Below are 17,791 nucleotides of genomic sequence, written 5' to 3' on the forward strand. Positions count from 1 at the left end.
ATAATGCCTCTCATTCCGATATCGTGTGGAGTATTTAGTTAAAATTGAGCAGAAATATGGTCAGCGATTGCCTGATAACGTTCTGGTGAAAAATCAGCGCTGTTGTCAATGGTAGGAGCTAATATGCCACTTAGATTATCACCGTCATAACGAGGAATCAAGTGCCAGTGGGAGTGTATAACAGTTTGACCGGCAGAAACACCATTATTAGATTGAATATTAAGACCGGTGATACGGCTATCACTATTTTTGATGGCTTTTGCGATTTTTGGTAATTTTAACAATACTTTGGTTGCTATATCATCTGTATAGCCAAAAATATCATCAACATTTTGTTTTGGTACAACCAAAGTGTGCCCAGGAGTAACTTGTGAAATATCTAAAAATGCAATTACGTCGTCATCTTCATAAATTTTGTAACTTGGTATTTCACCCGCAATAATTTTATCAAAAATATCCAATACCTTAATCTCCATTTCAATTTATTCATTACTATTATAACAAATATAGCGTTATAACTAAAACATACATTTTTTATAGATGAATAGATAAATTCGTCTGTGATTTTTACCGTTTTCGTACAAATGTTATTGCATGCTTGGTATAATAAAATGTATGGGATTAAAAATTAACAATCTATCTGGTGGGTATGCTGGTAACAATGTTTTAAAAAATATTACATTTGATGTGCCCGATGGTAAAATAGTTGCATTGATTGGATTGAACGGTGCTGGTAAATCAACAACGGTTAACCATGTTATCGGTGAGTTACAGCCGCAAATGGGTTCAATCTGTTTGAATGGTACTAACATTGTGTCTGAGCCAACAATGTTTAAATCGCAGATTGCTTATATTCCGGAGCAGCCAATTTTATATGATGAATTGACTTTAGGCGAGCACTTACATCTAATGTTAGCGGCGCATGATATCGATAATGAAACATCTTGGACTCGTGTGGCATCGTTACTGACTCTTTTTAGATTAGAAAACAAATTAAATTGGTTACCAATTCATTTTTCTAAAGGTATGCGTCAAAAAGTTATGTTAGTATCTGCATTTATGTTAAATGCACCACTTTTGATTGTTGATGAACCATTTTTGGGGTTAGACACACTAGCGCAAAGAGATGTTATACAGCTAATACAAGAACAAGCTAGACTCGGTAACAGTATTTTGATTACAACGCATTTGCTAGCCTCAGCGGCATCGTTTGTGGATCAATTTGTGGTGTTGTATGAAGGTAAAGTACGATTTGTTGGCTCTCCCTCAGAATTAGCTGAAGAAAATCAATTATCAGTTAACAATCTGGATGAACTCTTTGATTTAATGCAGCGGGAGTTAGCTAATGAAGGGTAACAAGTTATTTTGGCAAAGATTCCGGCGAACGCAACGAACTAATGTTAAGTATTTCCGGTTATTGTTTAATGATCATTTTGTACTATTTTTAGTGATACTGTTTGGTGCATTTGTCCTTGGATATCGTGAACTATTAAATACATCGTATCCAATTATGTTTTGGCGTTCCAATTGGTGGCAAGTAGTTATCATTATTTGGTTGTTAATTGGTTTACACATTGGTGATTTGTTGACTTATTTTAGACCAGCAGATCGACTATATCTTTTAGGTAATGATTCAGACATTATAAAAAAATATCTTTCGTCTGCTATTAGAATTAGTATAATATATGCTAGCATTTGGCAACTAATATTTATTGGTGTTGTAGTGCCATTATTACTTCGTATTTATGTTAGTAGCATGGCAAGAGTTGTTGCTATAGTAGTATTTATAATCACATACAAATTGATTTTACTGTTATACGAACGAGATAAACTTTTTTTAAAGCAACGCAGGCAGACGATTAAAGTTTTTGAACCAAATTCAATGGCTGAAAAATTATTGTTTCAAATTTTAGTACCAAGTATTTTTCTGGAATTGATTCTTACATTAACTAGTTCGCCAATATACATTTTAGTAGTTGCTTGGTCTGTTTTAACGGTAGTTGCGTATCGTTACTTTTATATTAATCGTTTCAAAGCAAATTCATTTGCAATGAATTGGAATAGTGCTATTCAACAAGCGCAAAACCAACAGCAGCATGTGTTGCATTTTTTTTCGATGTTTGCTGAAATTCCTAATCAGCCGAAAATAATTAAAAGACGATTTTATTTAGATATTTTTTTGTATCGTCTGATTAAAAGCAAGCCTGCAATGCTAAAGTTATATTGGACACGATTAGCTAGAGATACTGAAATATTACCCCTAATTACTCGATTAATAATAATAGGTATGATTATTATTGGTGTGCTTAAGTCAGCTCCAGATTGGTTAATTATCGGTATTGCCATTATAATAGTGTATCTTGTCAATTTTCAGTTGTTACCCCTTTTTTCAGATACGCAAAAGAAACTTTGGACAAGATTGATGCCCATACCTAATTCAAACAAACAACAAATGTTTATTCGATTACATAGGACAATGAATTATTTTGTATGTACACTATGCATTATTACAGTTGCGGTAACCAACTTTTCAATGCAGCGAATAATATTGTTATTGATAGTGTTATCTGTAGTTATTATTGGACTGCAAAAGAGTTATATTCCATACATGATTAAAAAAATTAAAAAATAATGGAGATTTTTTATGCATTTACGCTCAAAACCTTGGGCTGGCGATTGGCTAGCAGAACATTCGAATATTGTAATTGATCAAGATCGTGCGACAGCGCAAATTGGTCAATGGCAATCTTTGTTTGATCAGAAACAACCAATTCATCTTGAAATAGGTTCAGGAAAAGGACAGTTTATCCTTGGCATGGCTTTGGCGCACCCAGAGATCAACTATATCGGTATGGAAATTCAAGAAACAGCAATTGCTATTGCGGCTCGTAAGAGCTTTGATCAAGTTGGTACATTGCCAAACTTACGTTATATTTATGGCAATGGAAACGGTGTTGAAACCTATTTCGAAAAAGGTGAGGTAGATAAAATTTACTTAAATTTCTCCGATCCTTGGCCGAAAAAGCGTCATGAATCACGGCGTTTAACTTATAAGTCATTTTTGAACTCTTATGAGGCTGTTTTGCCTGAACATGGTGAAGTGGAATTTAAGACGGATAACCGTCATTTGTTTGAATATTCAATGGTTAGTTTTATTGATTATGGTATGCGTTGGACCGCTGAAGATTACACGCTTGATTTGCATGCAGATGAAGAAAAAGTGTTGGGCAATATAGAAACTGAGTATGAACAGAAGTTTATGGCTAAGGGGCAACCAATTTATAAGATTAAAGCTCACTTCTAGAGCGACAAGGTTTACAGAGTATTATATAAACAAAAAACAACGTCTGATTTAGGCGTTGTTTTTGCTATCTGGGGACATTTGGGGACTTGAAGATAAAAAGGATAATGCTATCTGGTCTTGTTCCTGTTCTTTTTCTTTCAACATGTGAGCATAAACATCTAAAGTGATGCGAGTATTTTTATGGCCAAGCCTTTTTGAAACATAATCAATTGATACGTCATTGTATAGTAAAAAGCTAGCGTGTGAATGTCGCAAATCGTGAAATCTTATTCTCGGTATATCAAGATTTTCTAAAATATAATTTAGTCTTCTGGAAAACTGTCTATTGTAATAATGACTATAAAGAGGGAGATTACTTTGATGTTCATGTAAAACATTTTTTAAATCATTAGTGATTGATATTATGCGATGAGACTGTTCATTTTTGGTTTCTGTTACTTTTTGAACTGCGACCGAATAGGACTTTGATATAGATATTGTGCTCTTTTTAAAATCTATATCATTAATAGTTATAGCCGCTATTTCTCCAAGCCTAGCACCAGTCTCTAGAGCAATCAAAATGCCAAGGTCGGAATCACTGTCAATATGCTGATAGAGATAAGATTGCAATTTGACAAATTCTTTGGCAGATAAAACACCTTTATGCGCTCCGCTTTTAGTTGATCTAACTTTGACACGAGACCATATATCCTTCTTTATCAAACCATCAATATGAGCGTCTCTTAGCGATGACTTCACAATATCCCAGAATTTAGCGATGGTGGTGTAAGCGACTGTTTTTCCGTATTCGTCAAGTTTGTCTTGGATAAGGGGAGTGGTTAACTGGTCTAACTTTATACCATCAAATAAATTGATAACACGATGATACTCGCTTATGTATCTAGCTTGCGTAGATTCTCTTATATCCGGCTTGCGATATCTTTCATACCATTCTAAAAAGTATTCAGGTAAGGTTATTTTTGAGCGTGCAATTTCATATCCATCTATTTTAGAGCTTTCTACTTTGACTGCCCATGCGACTGCCTCTCGTTTTGTAGGAAATGTTTTTGTTCTTTTTACACGATTAGCACCCTCAATAGCAGAAACAACAGCTCGCCATTTCTTGCCACGTTTTTCAAAACTCGCCATATAAAAAAGCCTCCTTAAAAAGAGGCGCATATCTGGTATAATTAGATAGAACGCCCCGTGCGTTTATAGTATACTTTCAGCACACCTTGTCCGGTCAAAGATTAGGGTGTGCTTTTTTATTTGCTTATTTTAGAGACTTCATTGTCTATTATGTACGCCCGAAAGGGCATTAAATAGTGTTGCAAATTTTTTTATTGAACTTCCCAATGGTATCCAGCAGGTAATGACTGTCCAGGAGCAATGACAGTTGAATGGCCTTTTCTTGTTTGCCATGTATATCCGTCTTGGATCGCCCACTTATTGCGCCCGGTGTTATTGATATTACCATCAGCAGCTTCCGTAGTTGGAGTTGCCTGTGATTGTTCTGTTGTTTGTTGAGCAGCAACTGAATTAGCACGTGATTGAGATTCAGCAATAGAAGAACTCTGAGAACTTGCAAAAATTAGAGATGATTGGGCCGCTTCAGAACTAGCTTTAGCTTCTGCATCGGCGCTAGCTTTTTCAGCTGCTTCGGAGCTTGATTTTTCAGCCGCATCAATACTTGATTTCTGTGCTTCAGAGCTATTAGAAGATTCAGAATTATCATTTTCTTCAGAAATATCATCATCATCATTTTCAGAAGAAGACGATGATGAATATCTCTGTGTGTTCGGGTCAGCTGACTTATGATTTTCTAAACCAGAATGGAGGATATTGAATACTATCACTACTACTATAATTAATCCGTAAACACCTCGTGTTTTATACCACGGCTTAATTTCCCGATTTGTTTTTATATCACGAATTGACCATAATCCCAAAATCCAAAGTAAGAATAGGGGCCATAAAAAAAACATCGCTACCCAAAATAATGGTTTTTTCTTCCATAAATCAATATTTTTTATAAAGCTGTTATAATCAAACAATTTACAATTCTCCCGAACCTTTTAATGTGGTTGTTTAGCACATATATGTACGCCCGTTAAGGCATTGATTATTTTAAAACATTTTCTAATTTTGTACTGATCATCTTTGCATCTTCGATTGCCGTTGATATAGATTTTGATTTGGCTATTTTTTTGCCTTTTGTATTTTTATCAGAACGTTTGCTAGTTTGTATATCATAGGTTTTTCCACCTATTTTTATTTTTACGCCACAACTCTTAAACTTGCTTTTGTCTACACCGTGACGGGCTAAACCACCAACAACAGCTCCTACTGGACCCATTAGTAATCCTCCGGTTAAAGCGCCACCCGCTCCTTTCAAATGTTTATCATCAGTATCGACGTACATTGTATAACCCATTATTTGATTATAATTAAATGTTCCTTTATTAAAAGAAACTGTTTTTTTTGTATCATCAAACATGATAAAGTCGCTAGGGTTACGATAATAAACTGAACGTGTTTTCTTTATTAATTCTTGTTTACTGCGTTCGTTGGAATTTTGTATCATATTACTAAATTCTTTATTTATTTGTTTTATGACCCTATGTTCTTTGTTTGTTTTATTTTCTGTAGATGGGTTGTTACTTTTTGATTTGTAAATAAAGAATACAGTAATAGCAATAATTATAATAACAATTATCATTAATGACCTCCCAGCATTTTAATGTGAATGCTTAGCACATAATATGTACACCGCAAAGCGGTTTATAGTACGACGACACCAAAGATAGAGCTTTCGTGGTTCTCATCAATAGTCATGTCATCGTATTTTTTATTCAATGAAACAAATCGTGAACCAGATTCATCGCTAACATACTTCTTAACGAAAGCTTGTTGGTCGTAATCAGCAATAACAATCTGACCTGAACGAACTTCTGTAGTTTTCTTGACGAATATAATTTGCTTATCATCAAACAAGGGGAGCATTGAATCACCATTTACAACAACAGCGAAGTCGTGAACAGGAACGTCACCATTATATGAAACGATTTCTTTGTGACCGTCACCAAGATATTCACCAGTTCCTGCTGAAACCGCTCCTGATATTTCAACTTCTTTGATTAGAGGAAGTTCAACAATATTGTTTTGTTCATTATATTGTTGCTTTGCAAAGTCGTAAACTTTTTCCTGCCTGTTCTTATTAAGTTTGTTGGATACATTATATATCCTGTCAAGTACAGTTTCGTCATTCATAGGAACATCGGCACCAATTAACCAACTGGGATTAACATTCAAAGCTTTGGCAACTATGAATATTTTATCTTGCTTAGCAGAATATTTTCCAGATAACCACTGGCTAATAGAAGACTTTCCGATTCCTGTCATTTTGGACAAATCAGCAGGCTTTATATTTTTGTACTCCATAGCTGTTTTAAGTCTAGAGTTAAAGCTTTCCATATTTGTTCTCCTTAATATGTTACAAATTAAGTATAAACTAAAGTTCAGCAAAACTCAACAAATTTTTAAAATAAAGTTCAGAAAACTGAATTAAAGTGTTGCATTATAAAAATAAGGGTGGTAATATAAAAGTGTTCAGAAAAGCTGAACAAAATAAAAAGGAGGGACATTAATGATTGAATTTGACTACGAACGTCTGTATGGACGCATGAAATCAAAGGGTTTTAACCAAAGTTCTTTAGCTAGGAAAATCGGAATTTCACCAGCCTCACTAACTAATAAATTAAAAGGCGTTCCATTTCGTCAAGACGAGATGATGAATATCAGCAAGGTGTTAAGCATTAGTGATGAAGAACTAGCAACTTATTTTTTTACAGTCAAAGTTCAGAAAACTGAACATAAACAAAATGCATAGAAAGGAAGTGATCAGATGACAAAAGGGTGGGAACTTACCGAAGAGCGTAAGCAACAAATAAAGACCTACAACGAAATTGGTTGGCCTGCTTCACTAACTATTCCAATTTTAGAGCTTTACGAACAAATGAGCATTACGGCAATTAGGAAACATTTCCTAAGCCGTCCAGATGCACCGTATATTAAGTTCGACCAACGTGGGGGTGTTATTCCTAGGTTAGCTTGGGAAAAATTCAAGGCGTGCATGAGCGTTGGAAAAACATACGAAGGTGAAATTTAGAAAGGCAAATAACATGACAACAGAAATTATGCCGTTTGACTTTAATGGCAATCAAGTAAGAACAGTAACAAAAGATAACGAGACTTGGTTCGTTGCTATTGATTTAACAAAAACATTAGATATTAAAAATACATCTGATGCTTTGAAGAGATTAGACGATGATGAACGGTCTAGGTTTAATCTAGGTCGTCAAGGTGAAGCTAACATCGTAAGTGAAGCGGGATTGTATTCATTTATCGGGGCGAGTCGTAAAGCAGAGGCTAGAAAGTTTATGCGTTGGGTAAATCATGAAGTGCTGCCAAGCATTCGTAAGCATGGCGCATATATGACTGATGCAAAAATTGAACAAGTGCTAACTGATCCAGATACTATTATTCGTCTAGCAACTGAGTTGAAAACTGAACGCCAAGCAAAGGCAGAACTACAACAAAATAATTTGGTGCTCAATCAACAGGTTAACGAATTGAAACCAAAAGCCGATTATGCAGATGTCATTCTCAATAACAAAGCATTGGTAACAATTACATTCATTGCTAAAGACTATGGCATGAGTGGTGTAAAGATGAACGAATTACTTCATGAATTAGGCGTGCAGTACAAGCAAGGTACCACATGGCTATTATATGCAAAACATCAACGAAAAGGATGGACTCAATCAGAAACACATGAGGTTGTCAAAAAAGACGGAACAACGAAATTAGTTCCAAATACTAAGTGGACGCAAAAGGGACGACTTGGATTATATGAACTGCTAAAAGAAAATAGCTACTTGCCATTGATTGAAAAAGAAGAAATAGCATAAGGATAAAAAATGACAAACAAAGAACAATATCAAAAAACAGCACAAAAAGTAATTCGTTTGCTAGCTGAAGCTAGCGCAGAACTTCAAAATTCTAGAAGTGGTTACTCGCCAGAAACAGAAAGTTTTATCGATTACGAATATTACATTGAGTCAATCAAATTGCAAGCCATTGTAGATGCAACATTACAGGCTAGCGCAGATGTAAAGATTGAAAACAATGGTGATGTAACTTACCAAGTAAAGAAATTTTAGGGGTGATCCATGAATAAAAACATAGTAATGAATGAATTTGAGCAACCAAAGCTAGAGATTTTGATTGGTAAGTTAAACGAATCGGTAGAAGTGGCAGTTGATTTAGCATCAGGTTCGCCAGATGACGACTTAGTTGCTGAATTAGATACAACTGCATACGAACTAGGGGAGTTGATCCATAACTTGCGACAAATCAATAAAGAAGCAACGGTACACGAATATATCACAGGAGAAATATAATGTGGTTTTTACAAGTAATAGCAGTAGCGGTCGTATTAATAATAGTTTTCGTAGGTGGCGTTTTGCAAGGTGAGTCACAAGAACGTGAACATCAACGAAATAAGCGCCGTCTGGAACGAATGGGTGGAACAGATGGCAGCAACAAGTACATGCGTGTTAAATAAGGAGAAAAGCAATGGAACAATTAATTAGATTAATAAAAGGTTTGTTGGACGGCGAATTTGAGTTAAAAGAGTTTACACGATCAAATAAAGAAAATGATGACAACACAACAACTATGAGTTTTGGATTTGAAGTCACGAAAACAACTGATCAGGAAGTAGAAGAACACATTAAAGAGCCTACAAAAGAAAATGTTATAACCGAAGCTAATAAATTGTTTTTAAAGGCATCTGAATCAATAAGTCCAGAAGATATAAAAAACAACCCGGCACTTATAAATGAGTTAGCCGTGTTGCTAGATGTGATATTAAAATGAATCAGTTTCCATATTTAGATGACCGTACGGTTTCAACCAAAGTTTGGAAATCTTTCGCTGCTTGTTCAATTGTAATTGGTTCTGACTGGCTTAATTCTGTTCTCCCTAAATGAGTATATAACTGGGCGTTATGTTCATAAACAGAAGATAGAATATTAGCAGCTAAGCTAAGAGTAGAATCACTATTTCCGGTAGGACCAGGTGTCATTAGTGGCATAAAAAAACTCTTTCTGTACCGATTTGAAAATCGGATACTCTCAAATTAAATTTGCAAACGTTAGTTCGATAACCCGAACGCTTGTATAAGTTAAGAATACCATTTTAGATAGAAAGAACAAGGTCAAAAAATGTCTTTTAAAAGCAATAAAATTGATGAAGTTTTGAAGAAAAAGCAACTCACATGGTACTGGTTATTTCAGCATACAACAATTGGTAAAACAACTATTTACGATATTAGAAAAGGTGCCAATAAGCATGTTGAGTTTGAAACCATGGAAAAAATAGCTGATGCACTAGATGTCAGCTTAGATGAATTTAGAACAAAAAAATAAGCGCCTAACTGCTGGAACAGTTAAAGCGCAAAGATATAAATTATTCGCAAGAAATTTATATCTCGATTATAGCAAGAAACGAGGTAAATGCAAATGGTACAAGATGCGTTAGCTCATTATCAGCCAGATGTTGAAAGTTTAGCATGGCGAAAAAAGCAGAGCAGAATTGAATACTTATGCAAAGAACGTGATGCAGCATTGGACGAAATTCAAGGTTGCCAAAATTACGTAGAAGAACTCGAACAAGAATTAACACAGTTAGAATCAGGAGATTAATTATGGCAAATGAAGTAGCACAAGTTCAAAAAATTATTAACAGTGACAAGATGCAAAAGCATTTTGAGGAAATATTGAAAGACAACGCAGCCGGTTTCTTAAGCGGATTGTCAACGGTCGTGGCATTAAACCCAGACTTAGCAAAAACAAACATGAATGACCTAACTAACGCTGCAATGCGAGCAGCCATTCTTGATTTGTCAGTATTGCCAGACCTTGGTGAAGCCTACGTTATCCCTTATGGAAAGCGAGCAAAGGTAGATGGTAAGTGGGTAACCAAAGATGTTAAAGCTCAGTTTCAACTAGGCTATCGAGGGATTATCAAGCTTGTACAAAATACCGGACGTGTTGGTCGTTTGGGTGGAAGTGCTGTTTATGAAGCAAACAAGCCACATTACAACTATGTATTTGATGAATTCACGATGGAAAACGAAAACTATGATCCATACGTAGATGGAGAAAGCCCAGTAGCTGGATACCTTGCATTTTATTACTTAGATGGTGAACGCATCGTCAAGTATTGGCCAATCCAAAGAGTGATTAATCATGCTATGAAGTTCAGCCAAACCTATAAGGGACCAGACCATAAAGACCGTTACGGTAAAACACCACAGACACCATGGTATACAGACTTTGATGCAATGGCTATTAAAACAGTGATGAAAGACCTGCTTAAGTTTGCTCCCAAGACAACCAAGGTTGCGCAAGCTATTGCAGAAGATGACAAGAACGAACGTGAAGCACGTGATGTTACTCCAGAAACAGAAGAAATCACTACTACTGACGATCAAAACGTTGTACCAGAAATTATTGATAATCAACCAGAAGAAGATAATGACAACCTGTTTTCTGGAGTAGATACAGGTGATGCACCTAATCCATTTGCTGAAAAGAATGAGACTTCGGAGGACGTAAAATGAGTGAACCAAAGACAGTAATGCCGTTAATTAGCTTTGAAAACGGTGTGGCACAAAACTGGAACGATTTGCGAGCAACGCTGAATGGTGTCGAAGTGACTGCGATTGATAGCAAAGTAGATGCGCAGAGTATGGCTGCTTTGAAAAAGGACATGAAGCAAGTATCTGACTTAATCAAGAAGTCTGTTAAGCAAAATGTTAAGGACTATGAACAGGAATTAACGGAACGTAATGGTGGATTGTTTGCTGTTAAAGATACCGCTGATTCAATTATTGAAGATATTACGGAAGAACAAAATACGTGGAATGTCGGTCGTCTAAAGCAATTACAACCAGTGTTGCAAAAAGAAATTGACGAACGCAACGAATCGTATCAACTTAAAACACCACTAACCATCAAGGCAGACTGGTTAAAGATTAGCAATTTTACCGCTACTGGTAAACCAACCGGAGCGCTAACAAGGTTATTGAATCTAGAATTTGTTCAAGCCAAAGCAATGGAAAATGAACCGCCTAAATTAACAGAAGTTCAAGAAGCGAAGAAAGCGATTAAATATGAATTTTCTAAAGTCTGGGACGATATCCAAGATGAAGAAATTTACACCGGCAAAGACTTCAAACAGATGCTTTCCGAAATCGCCAAACAATTAAATTAAGGTCGATATGACCTGATCATCGTCACTAAACTGATTAACCAGTGAAAAGAGTTTAAGTCGCTCAATTCGTTGATGTTCATTCGTATGATGGCGATGTGGCGTAACCACACGAAAGGGTGTGAAGCCCAAAGGAGGTAACAGTGGCAGATAACAAACAGGAAGAAAAACGGTATTTTTGGATAAAGATTCGCCAAGACTTCTTCACTGACCCTTATATTAAATTACTTAGAAGAATGGCTGGTGGAGACACCTACACCATTATTTATTTAAAAATGCTAGTTAAGAGCGCCGATACAAACGGAACTATTTATTTCCAAGGCGCTGGTCAAGATTTAGCAGAAGAATTGTCTTTGATGCTAGATGAGGGTGTGGAAGACGTGCGAGCGTTGCTTGCTTATCTAGAAGCTAAAAAGTTATTATTGCACCCTGATTTTACTGAGGATATTTACTTGGTTGCCACTCCTGATTTAACTGGGTCAGAAACTGGAGCAGCACAAAGAGTTAGAAAATTTAGAGCAAGGCAAAAACAAAAAACGTTACAAAGTAACAGTGATGTAACAACCTGTTACGACAGTAAGAGTAAGAGTAAGAGTAAGAACACAGAGTTAGAACAAGAGTTAGACACAGAGACAGAAACGCCGTACTCAAAAATAGTATCTCTGTTTGAAAATAACGGTTTTGGTTCTGTGGGTGGTATTACCTCACAAAATATTCAAGATGAGTTGAAAGACTTTACTGATAATTCAGATGTTGATGAGGCAACTAAGCTATTACAAAAAGCAATAGAAATTGCAGTTAATAACGGTAAAAACTCATTCTCATATGTTTGGGGTATTACAAAACGTTGGTATAACAGCGGTATTTTCACTATTGAAGCACTGGAAGCAGAAGAAAAAAAGCGAACCTTTAGCAAAGGATATGGAAATACAACTAAAAAAGAAAAGCTTGAAAACGGGGGCTACGGTACAAGATGAATAGCCTCAAGGACGTGTTAGAAAACGATGAACGCTTTACCAAGAATAAGGTTAGCGATGAAGAATTGCAAGCATGGCGTGAAAAGGTAGAACGTGAAGACCAGGAACGAGTCAGGCAAGCATTGTTTAATAACAGAGCACGTATCTACAAAAGAGATAGCGTTTGGGGAACTAGCGGTGAGCAGACGTTCACATTTCAGAAGTGGAATCCAAAAGTGCAACCTAACCAAAAGTTAGCCCACGATATTTGGAAGAAGTCAGCAGATATCACTAAGAGATTGTTTGATAGTAATTTCAACGTTCTGTTCTACGGTGAAGCTGGTACTGGTAAAACAGCCATGGTGTTAGCAATTATTGATGCGCTGAAACAACACTCGAATAAGTTGAGCATGTTTGTCAGTGTTATGGACTTACGAGAATTGATTATGTATGACTTCAATGACAATGAAGCAGCTATCAAGATAAAAAACATTGAGCGATCAATGCGTGAGGTTGATGTTTTGGTACTTGATGACTTTGGTTCTGAAGCGGGTGGTATGAAAAACGAAGGCAGTGCCACTGAAAGATTACAGCAGTTCTGGTTTCGAGTTGCTGAAGCAAGGCAAGTAAAAGATAAAGACGGCAACAAGCGTTACAGCACTATCGTGACCACAAACAACGATAGGGGCGATTTGGAACGCATGTACAACAAGAAGATTGTTAGCCGACTGATTACAAAAAAAGCAGAGAACACAGTTGTGTTTGACGGATTGGACGATGTCAGAGAATGAGTTATCAAATGATTTGTACAGAAAACGACAGAGTAATTATGCGAGACCCAAGAGTGTTCACGAAGTTTGACGATGTGGAGTACGCATTAGCAAAGCGCATGTGCGTTGACAGTGAGCCTTGGAATTGGGGTATAGAGGAAATTTGAGGAGTTGATTATGGCTAGAGAAATTAAGTTTAGAGCGTGGGATGGAGAAAAAATTCATCCCGATGTAATCAGAACATTAAGTTATTGTCTTATCGCAGAAGATATAACGGTTGAACAATACACAGGTCTCAAAGACAAAAACGGTGTTGATATTTATGAAAATGACATCATAGAAATTTCTGATACGTCTTATGGAGATAGCGACAAACATTATGGTGTTGTTGAATATAGCGAATATGCAGAGCTTGTCTTTGGAAACATATTACTTAGCAGAGTTTATAAGGCTATTAAAGTAATTGGCAACATACACGAAAACCCAGAACTGTTGGAGGAGTGAGGAAATGACATTTGATGAAGCAACAGAAAACATAAACGTATTATCAGCTTTTAGTAGTGGATATGGAATATCACCAACAGCTGTACGTGAAATTATCAGTACGTTGAAAGAAGAATATGCGCCAACTATTGAGATGACAAAAATACAACATAGCGTATTTGTTGATGAGATGGAAGACATAGCCACACAAGAGTACTTAGATTTGTTTATTACTGATGGGCTCGACTTAGGTGATATGACAGTTCGCGAGGCTCTGAATGCTTGGATAAAACCAGAAACAATCAAGGTAGTTGACGAATAGTGACTGAATTATTTGGACAAGTGAATAAGCTAGATCCAAACAAAGGGTTAGTCACATTGCGATTGAGCGATGATGATTTGCGCACATTGCAGAAGTATCACGCAACTAATCAGCAACAAGTTTTGTCAGTGATAGCCAGTGATGACAATGAGCCAACGCCAAAACAGCGTAGATTTTCGTTTGCGTTACTCAATGACATTTGGCTATCACAAGTAGGTGGATCGTGGTTAGAGACCGTAGAAAGCACAAGAAGGCATTTTTACGGCATGTACGAGTATTACCACGGTTTAGATTTTGGCGAATTTAGCCTAAGCGCAGTCAAGGGCAATAAGTCGGACACAAATGAATTCATCAACATGCTATTAGATTATTCAGTTTTGCATAACATCAGCTTGAGTGTGAAACCATTGAACGAACTAGAGCCACAAGAAATAGCGCATTGGGAATATCAGTGTCTGATGAACAAGTGTTGCGTGATATGTGGCAAGAGACCGAGTGACCTGCACCATTTAGACACAATTGGTCAAGGGGTGGACAGGCGCAAGACTAACCATTTGAAACACAGAGCCGTGCAATTATGTAGAACCCATCACCAGATGGCGCATTCGTTAGGAATTGAAACATTCTTACAGAAACACCACCTGACAGGCATCAAGATAGATGAGCGAATTGCAGAGGTTCATAGATTAAATACAGGAGATTGAATATGGGAATCAACAAAAACACAACATCAATTAGCGGGTTAATCAGAATGCTTCAAAAATATGAAGACCGACAATCTATTGACATGTTTGTTAAACATAACGCTGGCGGAATTGATAGGCCGATAACTCAATTTCAGTTAGTAGATGACGAAAGCGAGAACGTAAAACTAATCGTTAAAGATTATTAATGTCACAGAAGTAATTTAAGACGTTAAACACCGTTTAGGTATAAAAATACACTAAACAACATTTAAAACATCAAATGTAACTGTTTCTGTGGACGTGAGAGCAAATGAAAAGGAACAACATGTATGAGTAAAGAAATCAAATACGATCTGTTCAATGACCATTTTCAAAACTACAAGCAATATGGCATACCAAAAGCGCAACTTGTAATCGCTGATATTCCATATAACTTAGGCAATAACGCCTATGCTTCTAGTACGGAATGGTACGTTGACGGAGACAACAGCAAAGGCGAGTCGAATAAAGCCAATAAAACATTTTTCAACACAGATGTTGATTTTAAAATTGCGGAGTTCATGCACTTTTGCTCAAAAATGTTAATCAAGGAACCGAAAGACAAAGGCAAATCACCGGCTATGATTGTTTTCTGCTCATTTCAACAAATTCAAGAGTTGATAGATCAAGCACAAAAATATGGTTTTAATCATTACTATCCTTTGGTCTTTATCAAAAACACGTCACCTCAAGTATTGAAAGCCAACATGAAGATTGTTGGCGCTACCGAATACGCTTTGGTGTTCTACCGAGATAAGTTGCCGAAGTTTAACAATGACGGACGTATGGTATTGAATTGGTTTAATTGGGTTCAAGACGGACGATATCCGAAGATACATCCGACACAGAAGCCTGTGCCTGTACTGAAAGAACTAATCAATATCTTTACAGATTACGGCGACGTTGTGATAGATCCAGTAGCCGGTAGTGGTTCAACATTACGAGCTGCTATTGAATTAGACCGTAGTGCTTATGGCTTCGAGATACAGCGAGAGGTTGTTAAAGAGGCTAAGGAAAAGATGTTACACAATATGGCAACGACTTTAATGTTATAGGAGGCAGTGAGATGGCAACAAGAAAAAAACTAAGTCCATTTGAAGAAGCAAAGCAAGCATTTTTAACACCGGATGGAACACCAAGAGGTTTGGTGACTGGAGCATACGCATTGGAAGTAATCAACAAATTGGAAAGACGTATAAAAAGTCGAAATGACTTAATTATTATGCAGAGGGCAACAAGATAAATGTTTAAATTCGAGACAGAATTAACAGTTAATCCAGCACCTCATAATCAATCAAATTTTAATCCAAAAACGAGACAAGTTTTTAAAGGGGCTAAAGAAAAAGCGTACATCGCTGATTTAGAAGTTCGACTCAGAGCAAAGATTAACCGTATCAAATTTAAAAAATTTGGACCACAACCTATAAAAGTTGATTACATTTTTGGTTTCATGCCACCACAATCATGGAGCAAAAAAAGAAAGTTATCAGCACTTAATCACGAGACATACCCAACATCATCACAACTAGGTGATTGGGATAACTTATGTAAATCCACGCAAGACAGGTTGAACGCGCTGATTATTGAAGATGATCGTTTCATTGTAGACGGTCGAGGGCGGAAGATTTACACTGAAAAGCCTTATTTGAAAATTGAAATAGAGGAACTGTAAGCTATGACATTTGAAGAATACAACAAGTCTGTTCAAGACAGAAACAATAAACAAGCGGTATCTGACGGACGTTTCACTGATTCATTTGAACGCAGGTCGGCAGTACAACGCCACAAAATGGCGCAACGAAAGCAACGAGTTCGTTTGCTGTTACAAGAAGGTATCACAAGTATTACTGTTCTAGCGCAACATTTCACTATTAGCGTATCAACAATGCGTGGCGTTATCTATCAAATGGGATTGAGGATTGAAAACAGTCGGGTGGTTGTATGACGATATACAAAATAACGGCTGTACCGTCACGTTTCCTGGAGATATTTAACTCATACTACGATTATGAATACCAAAACGGCGAGTATGTGTCTGACAAAGACTATGAGGCGTTAAACGCAGAAGTAGAACATTTCAACACCAACGTGTCGAAAGCTGTGACTATAAAACTAGAGGAAGTGTGATGAGATGAAAATAAATTCAATATTTTTAGCCAATGGCTATGAAATTACAGTTTCAGGTTATGATAACGGCGACGTTATCGTTATTAACAATAAAAAATATCAAGTAAAAGCAGATGCAAAAAGTCGTTGATTTGAAGAAGTCATTTGAAAGGAAATGAGATGAAAATAGTTAGCTTACAGAGCGTGGGATTAGGAGATGACTAACAACCGTAATCTTAGACTGATACATTGGATATGAATAGTTAAAGGAGCATAGCGTGGCAGATAGAATAGACAAACTTTTGTACGACTATTATTCTGGTCGATTACACAGCAAGGTTAATAACAGAATAAGAGAAATTGAAACACCGACTAATAACGATGAAAATATTGGAGGAAGTCGCGCACAGAACAAACATATTAGGCCTGTTGACGATATGATTATTAAAAAAGAGCAAGATGTTGTGCTTAACAAATGTCGTGCCGACTTAATCTACGCAACAAGGTTGGTGAAAAGAATTGAAGACTCGTTTGATCCCGATATATGTAATGTTGTTAAACTTCATTTTGACAAACGATTAGGGCAAGACTGGTTGGCAATTGAATCAGTTACTGGAATTAGCACTAGGCAAGGGCAACGATATGTTAATTGGTTTAAAAGAGAAGTTGGCAACGTCTTCTGGTACGACAAAGGTAAGGAGCAAACTACAAATTTTATCAAGAAAGAGGCGACGATAGATGATTTAGCTGAAATAACTTCACTTATCAAAAACAGGCTCAAGGCTGTGGATAACTAAAAATACCAAAAT

At 36.5% G+C, this 17,791-nt stretch carries 32 protein-coding genes; 26 read left to right on the plus strand and 6 right to left on the minus strand.

All coding sequences use genetic code 11. The features are described from left to right. Positions 1-38 precede the first annotated feature (38 nt). Positions 39-461, minus strand: a complete 423-nt coding sequence (locus tag ESZ47_RS01385; RefSeq protein ID WP_148605695.1) for an HIT family protein — start codon at positions 459-461, stop codon at positions 39-41. A gap of 154 nt (positions 462-615) precedes the next feature. Here ESZ47_RS01385 and ESZ47_RS01390 point away from each other — a divergent pair, with 154 nt between their 5' ends. From ESZ47_RS01390 to trmB, 3 genes are read left to right on the plus strand one after another with little or no spacing between them, the layout of a single operon-like run. Then, positions 616-1,356 (plus strand): ABC transporter ATP-binding protein, encoded by a 741-nt coding sequence (locus ESZ47_RS01390; RefSeq protein ID WP_148604091.1) that lies wholly within the window; start codon positions 616-618, stop codon positions 1,354-1,356. Further along, the gene (locus ESZ47_RS01395) at positions 1,346-2,632 is read left to right on the plus strand and encodes an ABC transporter permease (RefSeq protein WP_148604092.1); all 1,287 of its coding nucleotides are present in this window, start codon (positions 1,346-1,348) and stop codon (positions 2,630-2,632) included. The genes ESZ47_RS01390 and ESZ47_RS01395 overlap by 11 nt, the downstream gene beginning before the upstream one ends. Before the next feature lie 12 nt (positions 2,633-2,644). Further along, complete coding sequence (trmB, locus tag ESZ47_RS01400; protein WP_148604094.1) at positions 2,645-3,304, plus strand: tRNA (guanosine(46)-N7)-methyltransferase TrmB; 660 nt, start codon at positions 2,645-2,647, stop codon at positions 3,302-3,304. Positions 3,305-3,352: 48 nt separating this feature from the next. Here trmB and ESZ47_RS01405 read toward each other — a convergent pair whose 3' ends face one another. The 4 genes from ESZ47_RS01405 to ESZ47_RS01420 all read right to left on the minus strand — a co-directional run bounded on the left by ESZ47_RS01405 (position 3,353) and on the right by ESZ47_RS01420 (position 6,757). Beyond that, complete coding sequence (locus tag ESZ47_RS01405; protein ID WP_161595274.1) at positions 3,353-4,432, minus strand: site-specific integrase; 1,080 nt, start codon at positions 4,430-4,432, stop codon at positions 3,353-3,355. Positions 4,433-4,623: 191 nt separating this feature from the next. Beyond that, entirely contained in the window at positions 4,624-5,337 is a 714-nt protein-coding gene (locus ESZ47_RS01410; RefSeq protein WP_148604098.1) for a hypothetical protein, read from the minus strand. A 68-nt stretch (positions 5,338-5,405) separates the two neighbouring features. Continuing rightward, on the minus strand, positions 5,406-6,002 hold the full coding sequence (locus ESZ47_RS01415; RefSeq protein ID WP_148604100.1) for a hypothetical protein: 597 nt from the start codon (positions 6,000-6,002) through the stop codon (positions 5,406-5,408). Between the two features lie 62 nt (positions 6,003-6,064). Then, on the minus strand, positions 6,065-6,757 hold the full coding sequence (locus ESZ47_RS01420) for a S24 family peptidase (protein ID WP_148604102.1): 693 nt from the start codon (positions 6,755-6,757) through the stop codon (positions 6,065-6,067). A 172-nt stretch (positions 6,758-6,929) separates the two neighbouring features. Here ESZ47_RS01420 and ESZ47_RS01425 point away from each other — a divergent pair, with 172 nt between their 5' ends. The 7 genes from ESZ47_RS01425 to ESZ47_RS01450 are packed head-to-tail and all read left to right on the plus strand — an operon-like array spanning position 6,930 to position 9,223. Next, complete coding sequence (locus ESZ47_RS01425) at positions 6,930-7,172, plus strand: DUF739 family protein (protein WP_148604104.1); 243 nt, start codon at positions 6,930-6,932, stop codon at positions 7,170-7,172. Between the two features lie 15 nt (positions 7,173-7,187). After that, positions 7,188-7,451: a hypothetical protein gene (locus ESZ47_RS01430; protein WP_036091285.1), complete on the plus strand. Its 264-nt coding sequence runs from the start codon at positions 7,188-7,190 to the stop codon at positions 7,449-7,451. Positions 7,452-7,464: 13 nt separating this feature from the next. Then, a complete protein-coding gene (locus ESZ47_RS01435) occupies positions 7,465-8,253 on the plus strand; it encodes a phage antirepressor (RefSeq protein ID WP_148604106.1) in 789 nt (262 codons plus the stop codon). Positions 8,254-8,262: 9 nt separating this feature from the next. Then, entirely contained in the window at positions 8,263-8,505 is a 243-nt protein-coding gene (locus ESZ47_RS01440; protein ID WP_148604108.1) for a hypothetical protein, read from the plus strand. A gap of 9 nt (positions 8,506-8,514) precedes the next feature. Beyond that, complete coding sequence (locus ESZ47_RS01445; RefSeq protein ID WP_148604109.1) at positions 8,515-8,745, plus strand: hypothetical protein; 231 nt, start codon at positions 8,515-8,517, stop codon at positions 8,743-8,745. Continuing rightward, positions 8,745-8,909: a hypothetical protein gene (locus ESZ47_RS09340; protein ID WP_167497037.1), complete on the plus strand. Its 165-nt coding sequence runs from the start codon at positions 8,745-8,747 to the stop codon at positions 8,907-8,909. Before ESZ47_RS01445 ends, ESZ47_RS09340 begins: the two co-directional genes overlap by 1 nt. Positions 8,910-8,920: 11 nt before the next feature. Next, entirely contained in the window at positions 8,921-9,223 is a 303-nt protein-coding gene (locus tag ESZ47_RS01450) for a hypothetical protein (RefSeq protein ID WP_148604111.1), read from the plus strand. A gap of 1 nt (position 9,224) precedes the next feature. Here ESZ47_RS01450 and ESZ47_RS01455 read toward each other — a convergent pair whose 3' ends face one another. Then, positions 9,225-9,440: a hypothetical protein gene (locus tag ESZ47_RS01455; RefSeq protein WP_084033699.1), complete on the minus strand. Its 216-nt coding sequence runs from the start codon at positions 9,438-9,440 to the stop codon at positions 9,225-9,227. A gap of 130 nt (positions 9,441-9,570) precedes the next feature. Between ESZ47_RS01455 and ESZ47_RS01460 the strand changes: the two genes are divergently transcribed. The 16 genes from ESZ47_RS01460 to ESZ47_RS01525 all read left to right on the plus strand — a co-directional run bounded on the left by ESZ47_RS01460 (position 9,571) and on the right by ESZ47_RS01525 (position 17,779). Further along, complete coding sequence (locus tag ESZ47_RS01460) at positions 9,571-9,774, plus strand: helix-turn-helix domain-containing protein (RefSeq protein WP_148604113.1); 204 nt, start codon at positions 9,571-9,573, stop codon at positions 9,772-9,774. 93 nt (positions 9,775-9,867) lie between these two features. Continuing rightward, the gene (locus ESZ47_RS01465; protein WP_148604115.1) at positions 9,868-10,050 is read left to right on the plus strand and encodes a TrwK protein; all 183 of its coding nucleotides are present in this window, start codon (positions 9,868-9,870) and stop codon (positions 10,048-10,050) included. A 2-nt stretch (positions 10,051-10,052) separates the two neighbouring features. Continuing rightward, positions 10,053-10,970: a recombinase RecT gene (locus ESZ47_RS01470; RefSeq protein ID WP_148604117.1), complete on the plus strand. Its 918-nt coding sequence runs from the start codon at positions 10,053-10,055 to the stop codon at positions 10,968-10,970. Beyond that, a complete protein-coding gene (locus ESZ47_RS01475) occupies positions 10,967-11,623 on the plus strand; it encodes a hypothetical protein (RefSeq protein WP_148604118.1) in 657 nt (218 codons plus the stop codon). The genes ESZ47_RS01470 and ESZ47_RS01475 overlap by 4 nt, the downstream gene beginning before the upstream one ends. 140 nt (positions 11,624-11,763) lie before the next feature. Beyond that, the gene (locus ESZ47_RS01480; RefSeq protein ID WP_148604120.1) at positions 11,764-12,597 is read left to right on the plus strand and encodes a phage replisome organizer N-terminal domain-containing protein; all 834 of its coding nucleotides are present in this window, start codon (positions 11,764-11,766) and stop codon (positions 12,595-12,597) included. After that, positions 12,594-13,367, plus strand: a complete 774-nt coding sequence (locus ESZ47_RS01485; protein ID WP_148604122.1) for an AAA family ATPase — start codon at positions 12,594-12,596, stop codon at positions 13,365-13,367. The genes ESZ47_RS01480 and ESZ47_RS01485 overlap by 4 nt, the downstream gene beginning before the upstream one ends. Before the next feature lie 156 nt (positions 13,368-13,523). Continuing rightward, the gene (locus tag ESZ47_RS01490; protein WP_148604124.1) at positions 13,524-13,850 is read left to right on the plus strand and encodes a YopX family protein; all 327 of its coding nucleotides are present in this window, start codon (positions 13,524-13,526) and stop codon (positions 13,848-13,850) included. A 4-nt stretch (positions 13,851-13,854) separates the two neighbouring features. Further along, positions 13,855-14,151: a hypothetical protein gene (locus tag ESZ47_RS01495; RefSeq protein ID WP_148604126.1), complete on the plus strand. Its 297-nt coding sequence runs from the start codon at positions 13,855-13,857 to the stop codon at positions 14,149-14,151. Beyond that, positions 14,151-14,855: a putative HNHc nuclease gene (locus ESZ47_RS01500; RefSeq protein WP_148604129.1), complete on the plus strand. Its 705-nt coding sequence runs from the start codon at positions 14,151-14,153 to the stop codon at positions 14,853-14,855. The genes ESZ47_RS01495 and ESZ47_RS01500 overlap by 1 nt, the downstream gene beginning before the upstream one ends. 2 nt (positions 14,856-14,857) lie before the next feature. After that, positions 14,858-15,043 carry a hypothetical protein gene (locus tag ESZ47_RS01505; protein WP_059442640.1) on the plus strand — a complete coding sequence of 62 codons (186 nt, stop codon included), beginning with the start codon at positions 14,858-14,860 and terminating at the stop codon, positions 15,041-15,043. A 123-nt stretch (positions 15,044-15,166) separates the two neighbouring features. Further along, positions 15,167-15,931 carry a DNA-methyltransferase gene (locus tag ESZ47_RS01510; RefSeq protein WP_208797465.1) on the plus strand — a complete coding sequence of 255 codons (765 nt, stop codon included), beginning with the start codon at positions 15,167-15,169 and terminating at the stop codon, positions 15,929-15,931. Between the two features lie 11 nt (positions 15,932-15,942). Beyond that, on the plus strand, positions 15,943-16,119 hold the full coding sequence (locus tag ESZ47_RS09305; RefSeq protein WP_161595275.1) for a hypothetical protein: 177 nt from the start codon (positions 15,943-15,945) through the stop codon (positions 16,117-16,119). Beyond that, the gene (locus ESZ47_RS01515; RefSeq protein WP_148604131.1) at positions 16,120-16,548 is read left to right on the plus strand and encodes a RusA family crossover junction endodeoxyribonuclease; all 429 of its coding nucleotides are present in this window, start codon (positions 16,120-16,122) and stop codon (positions 16,546-16,548) included. Positions 16,549-16,551: 3 nt separating this feature from the next. Then, positions 16,552-16,821: a hypothetical protein gene (locus ESZ47_RS01520; RefSeq protein WP_148604132.1), complete on the plus strand. Its 270-nt coding sequence runs from the start codon at positions 16,552-16,554 to the stop codon at positions 16,819-16,821. Positions 16,822-17,007: 186 nt separating this feature from the next. Continuing rightward, positions 17,008-17,133 (plus strand): hypothetical protein, encoded by a 126-nt coding sequence (locus tag ESZ47_RS09555; RefSeq protein WP_280114204.1) that lies wholly within the window; start codon positions 17,008-17,010, stop codon positions 17,131-17,133. Positions 17,134-17,260: 127 nt separating this feature from the next. Further along, a complete protein-coding gene (locus ESZ47_RS01525) occupies positions 17,261-17,779 on the plus strand; it encodes a DUF722 domain-containing protein (RefSeq protein ID WP_148604134.1) in 519 nt (172 codons plus the stop codon). Positions 17,780-17,791 lie beyond the last annotated feature (12 nt).

Source organism: Leuconostoc litchii, assembly GCF_008107645.1.
GTDB classification, from domain to species: domain Bacteria; phylum Bacillota; class Bacilli; order Lactobacillales; family Lactobacillaceae; genus Leuconostoc; species Leuconostoc litchii.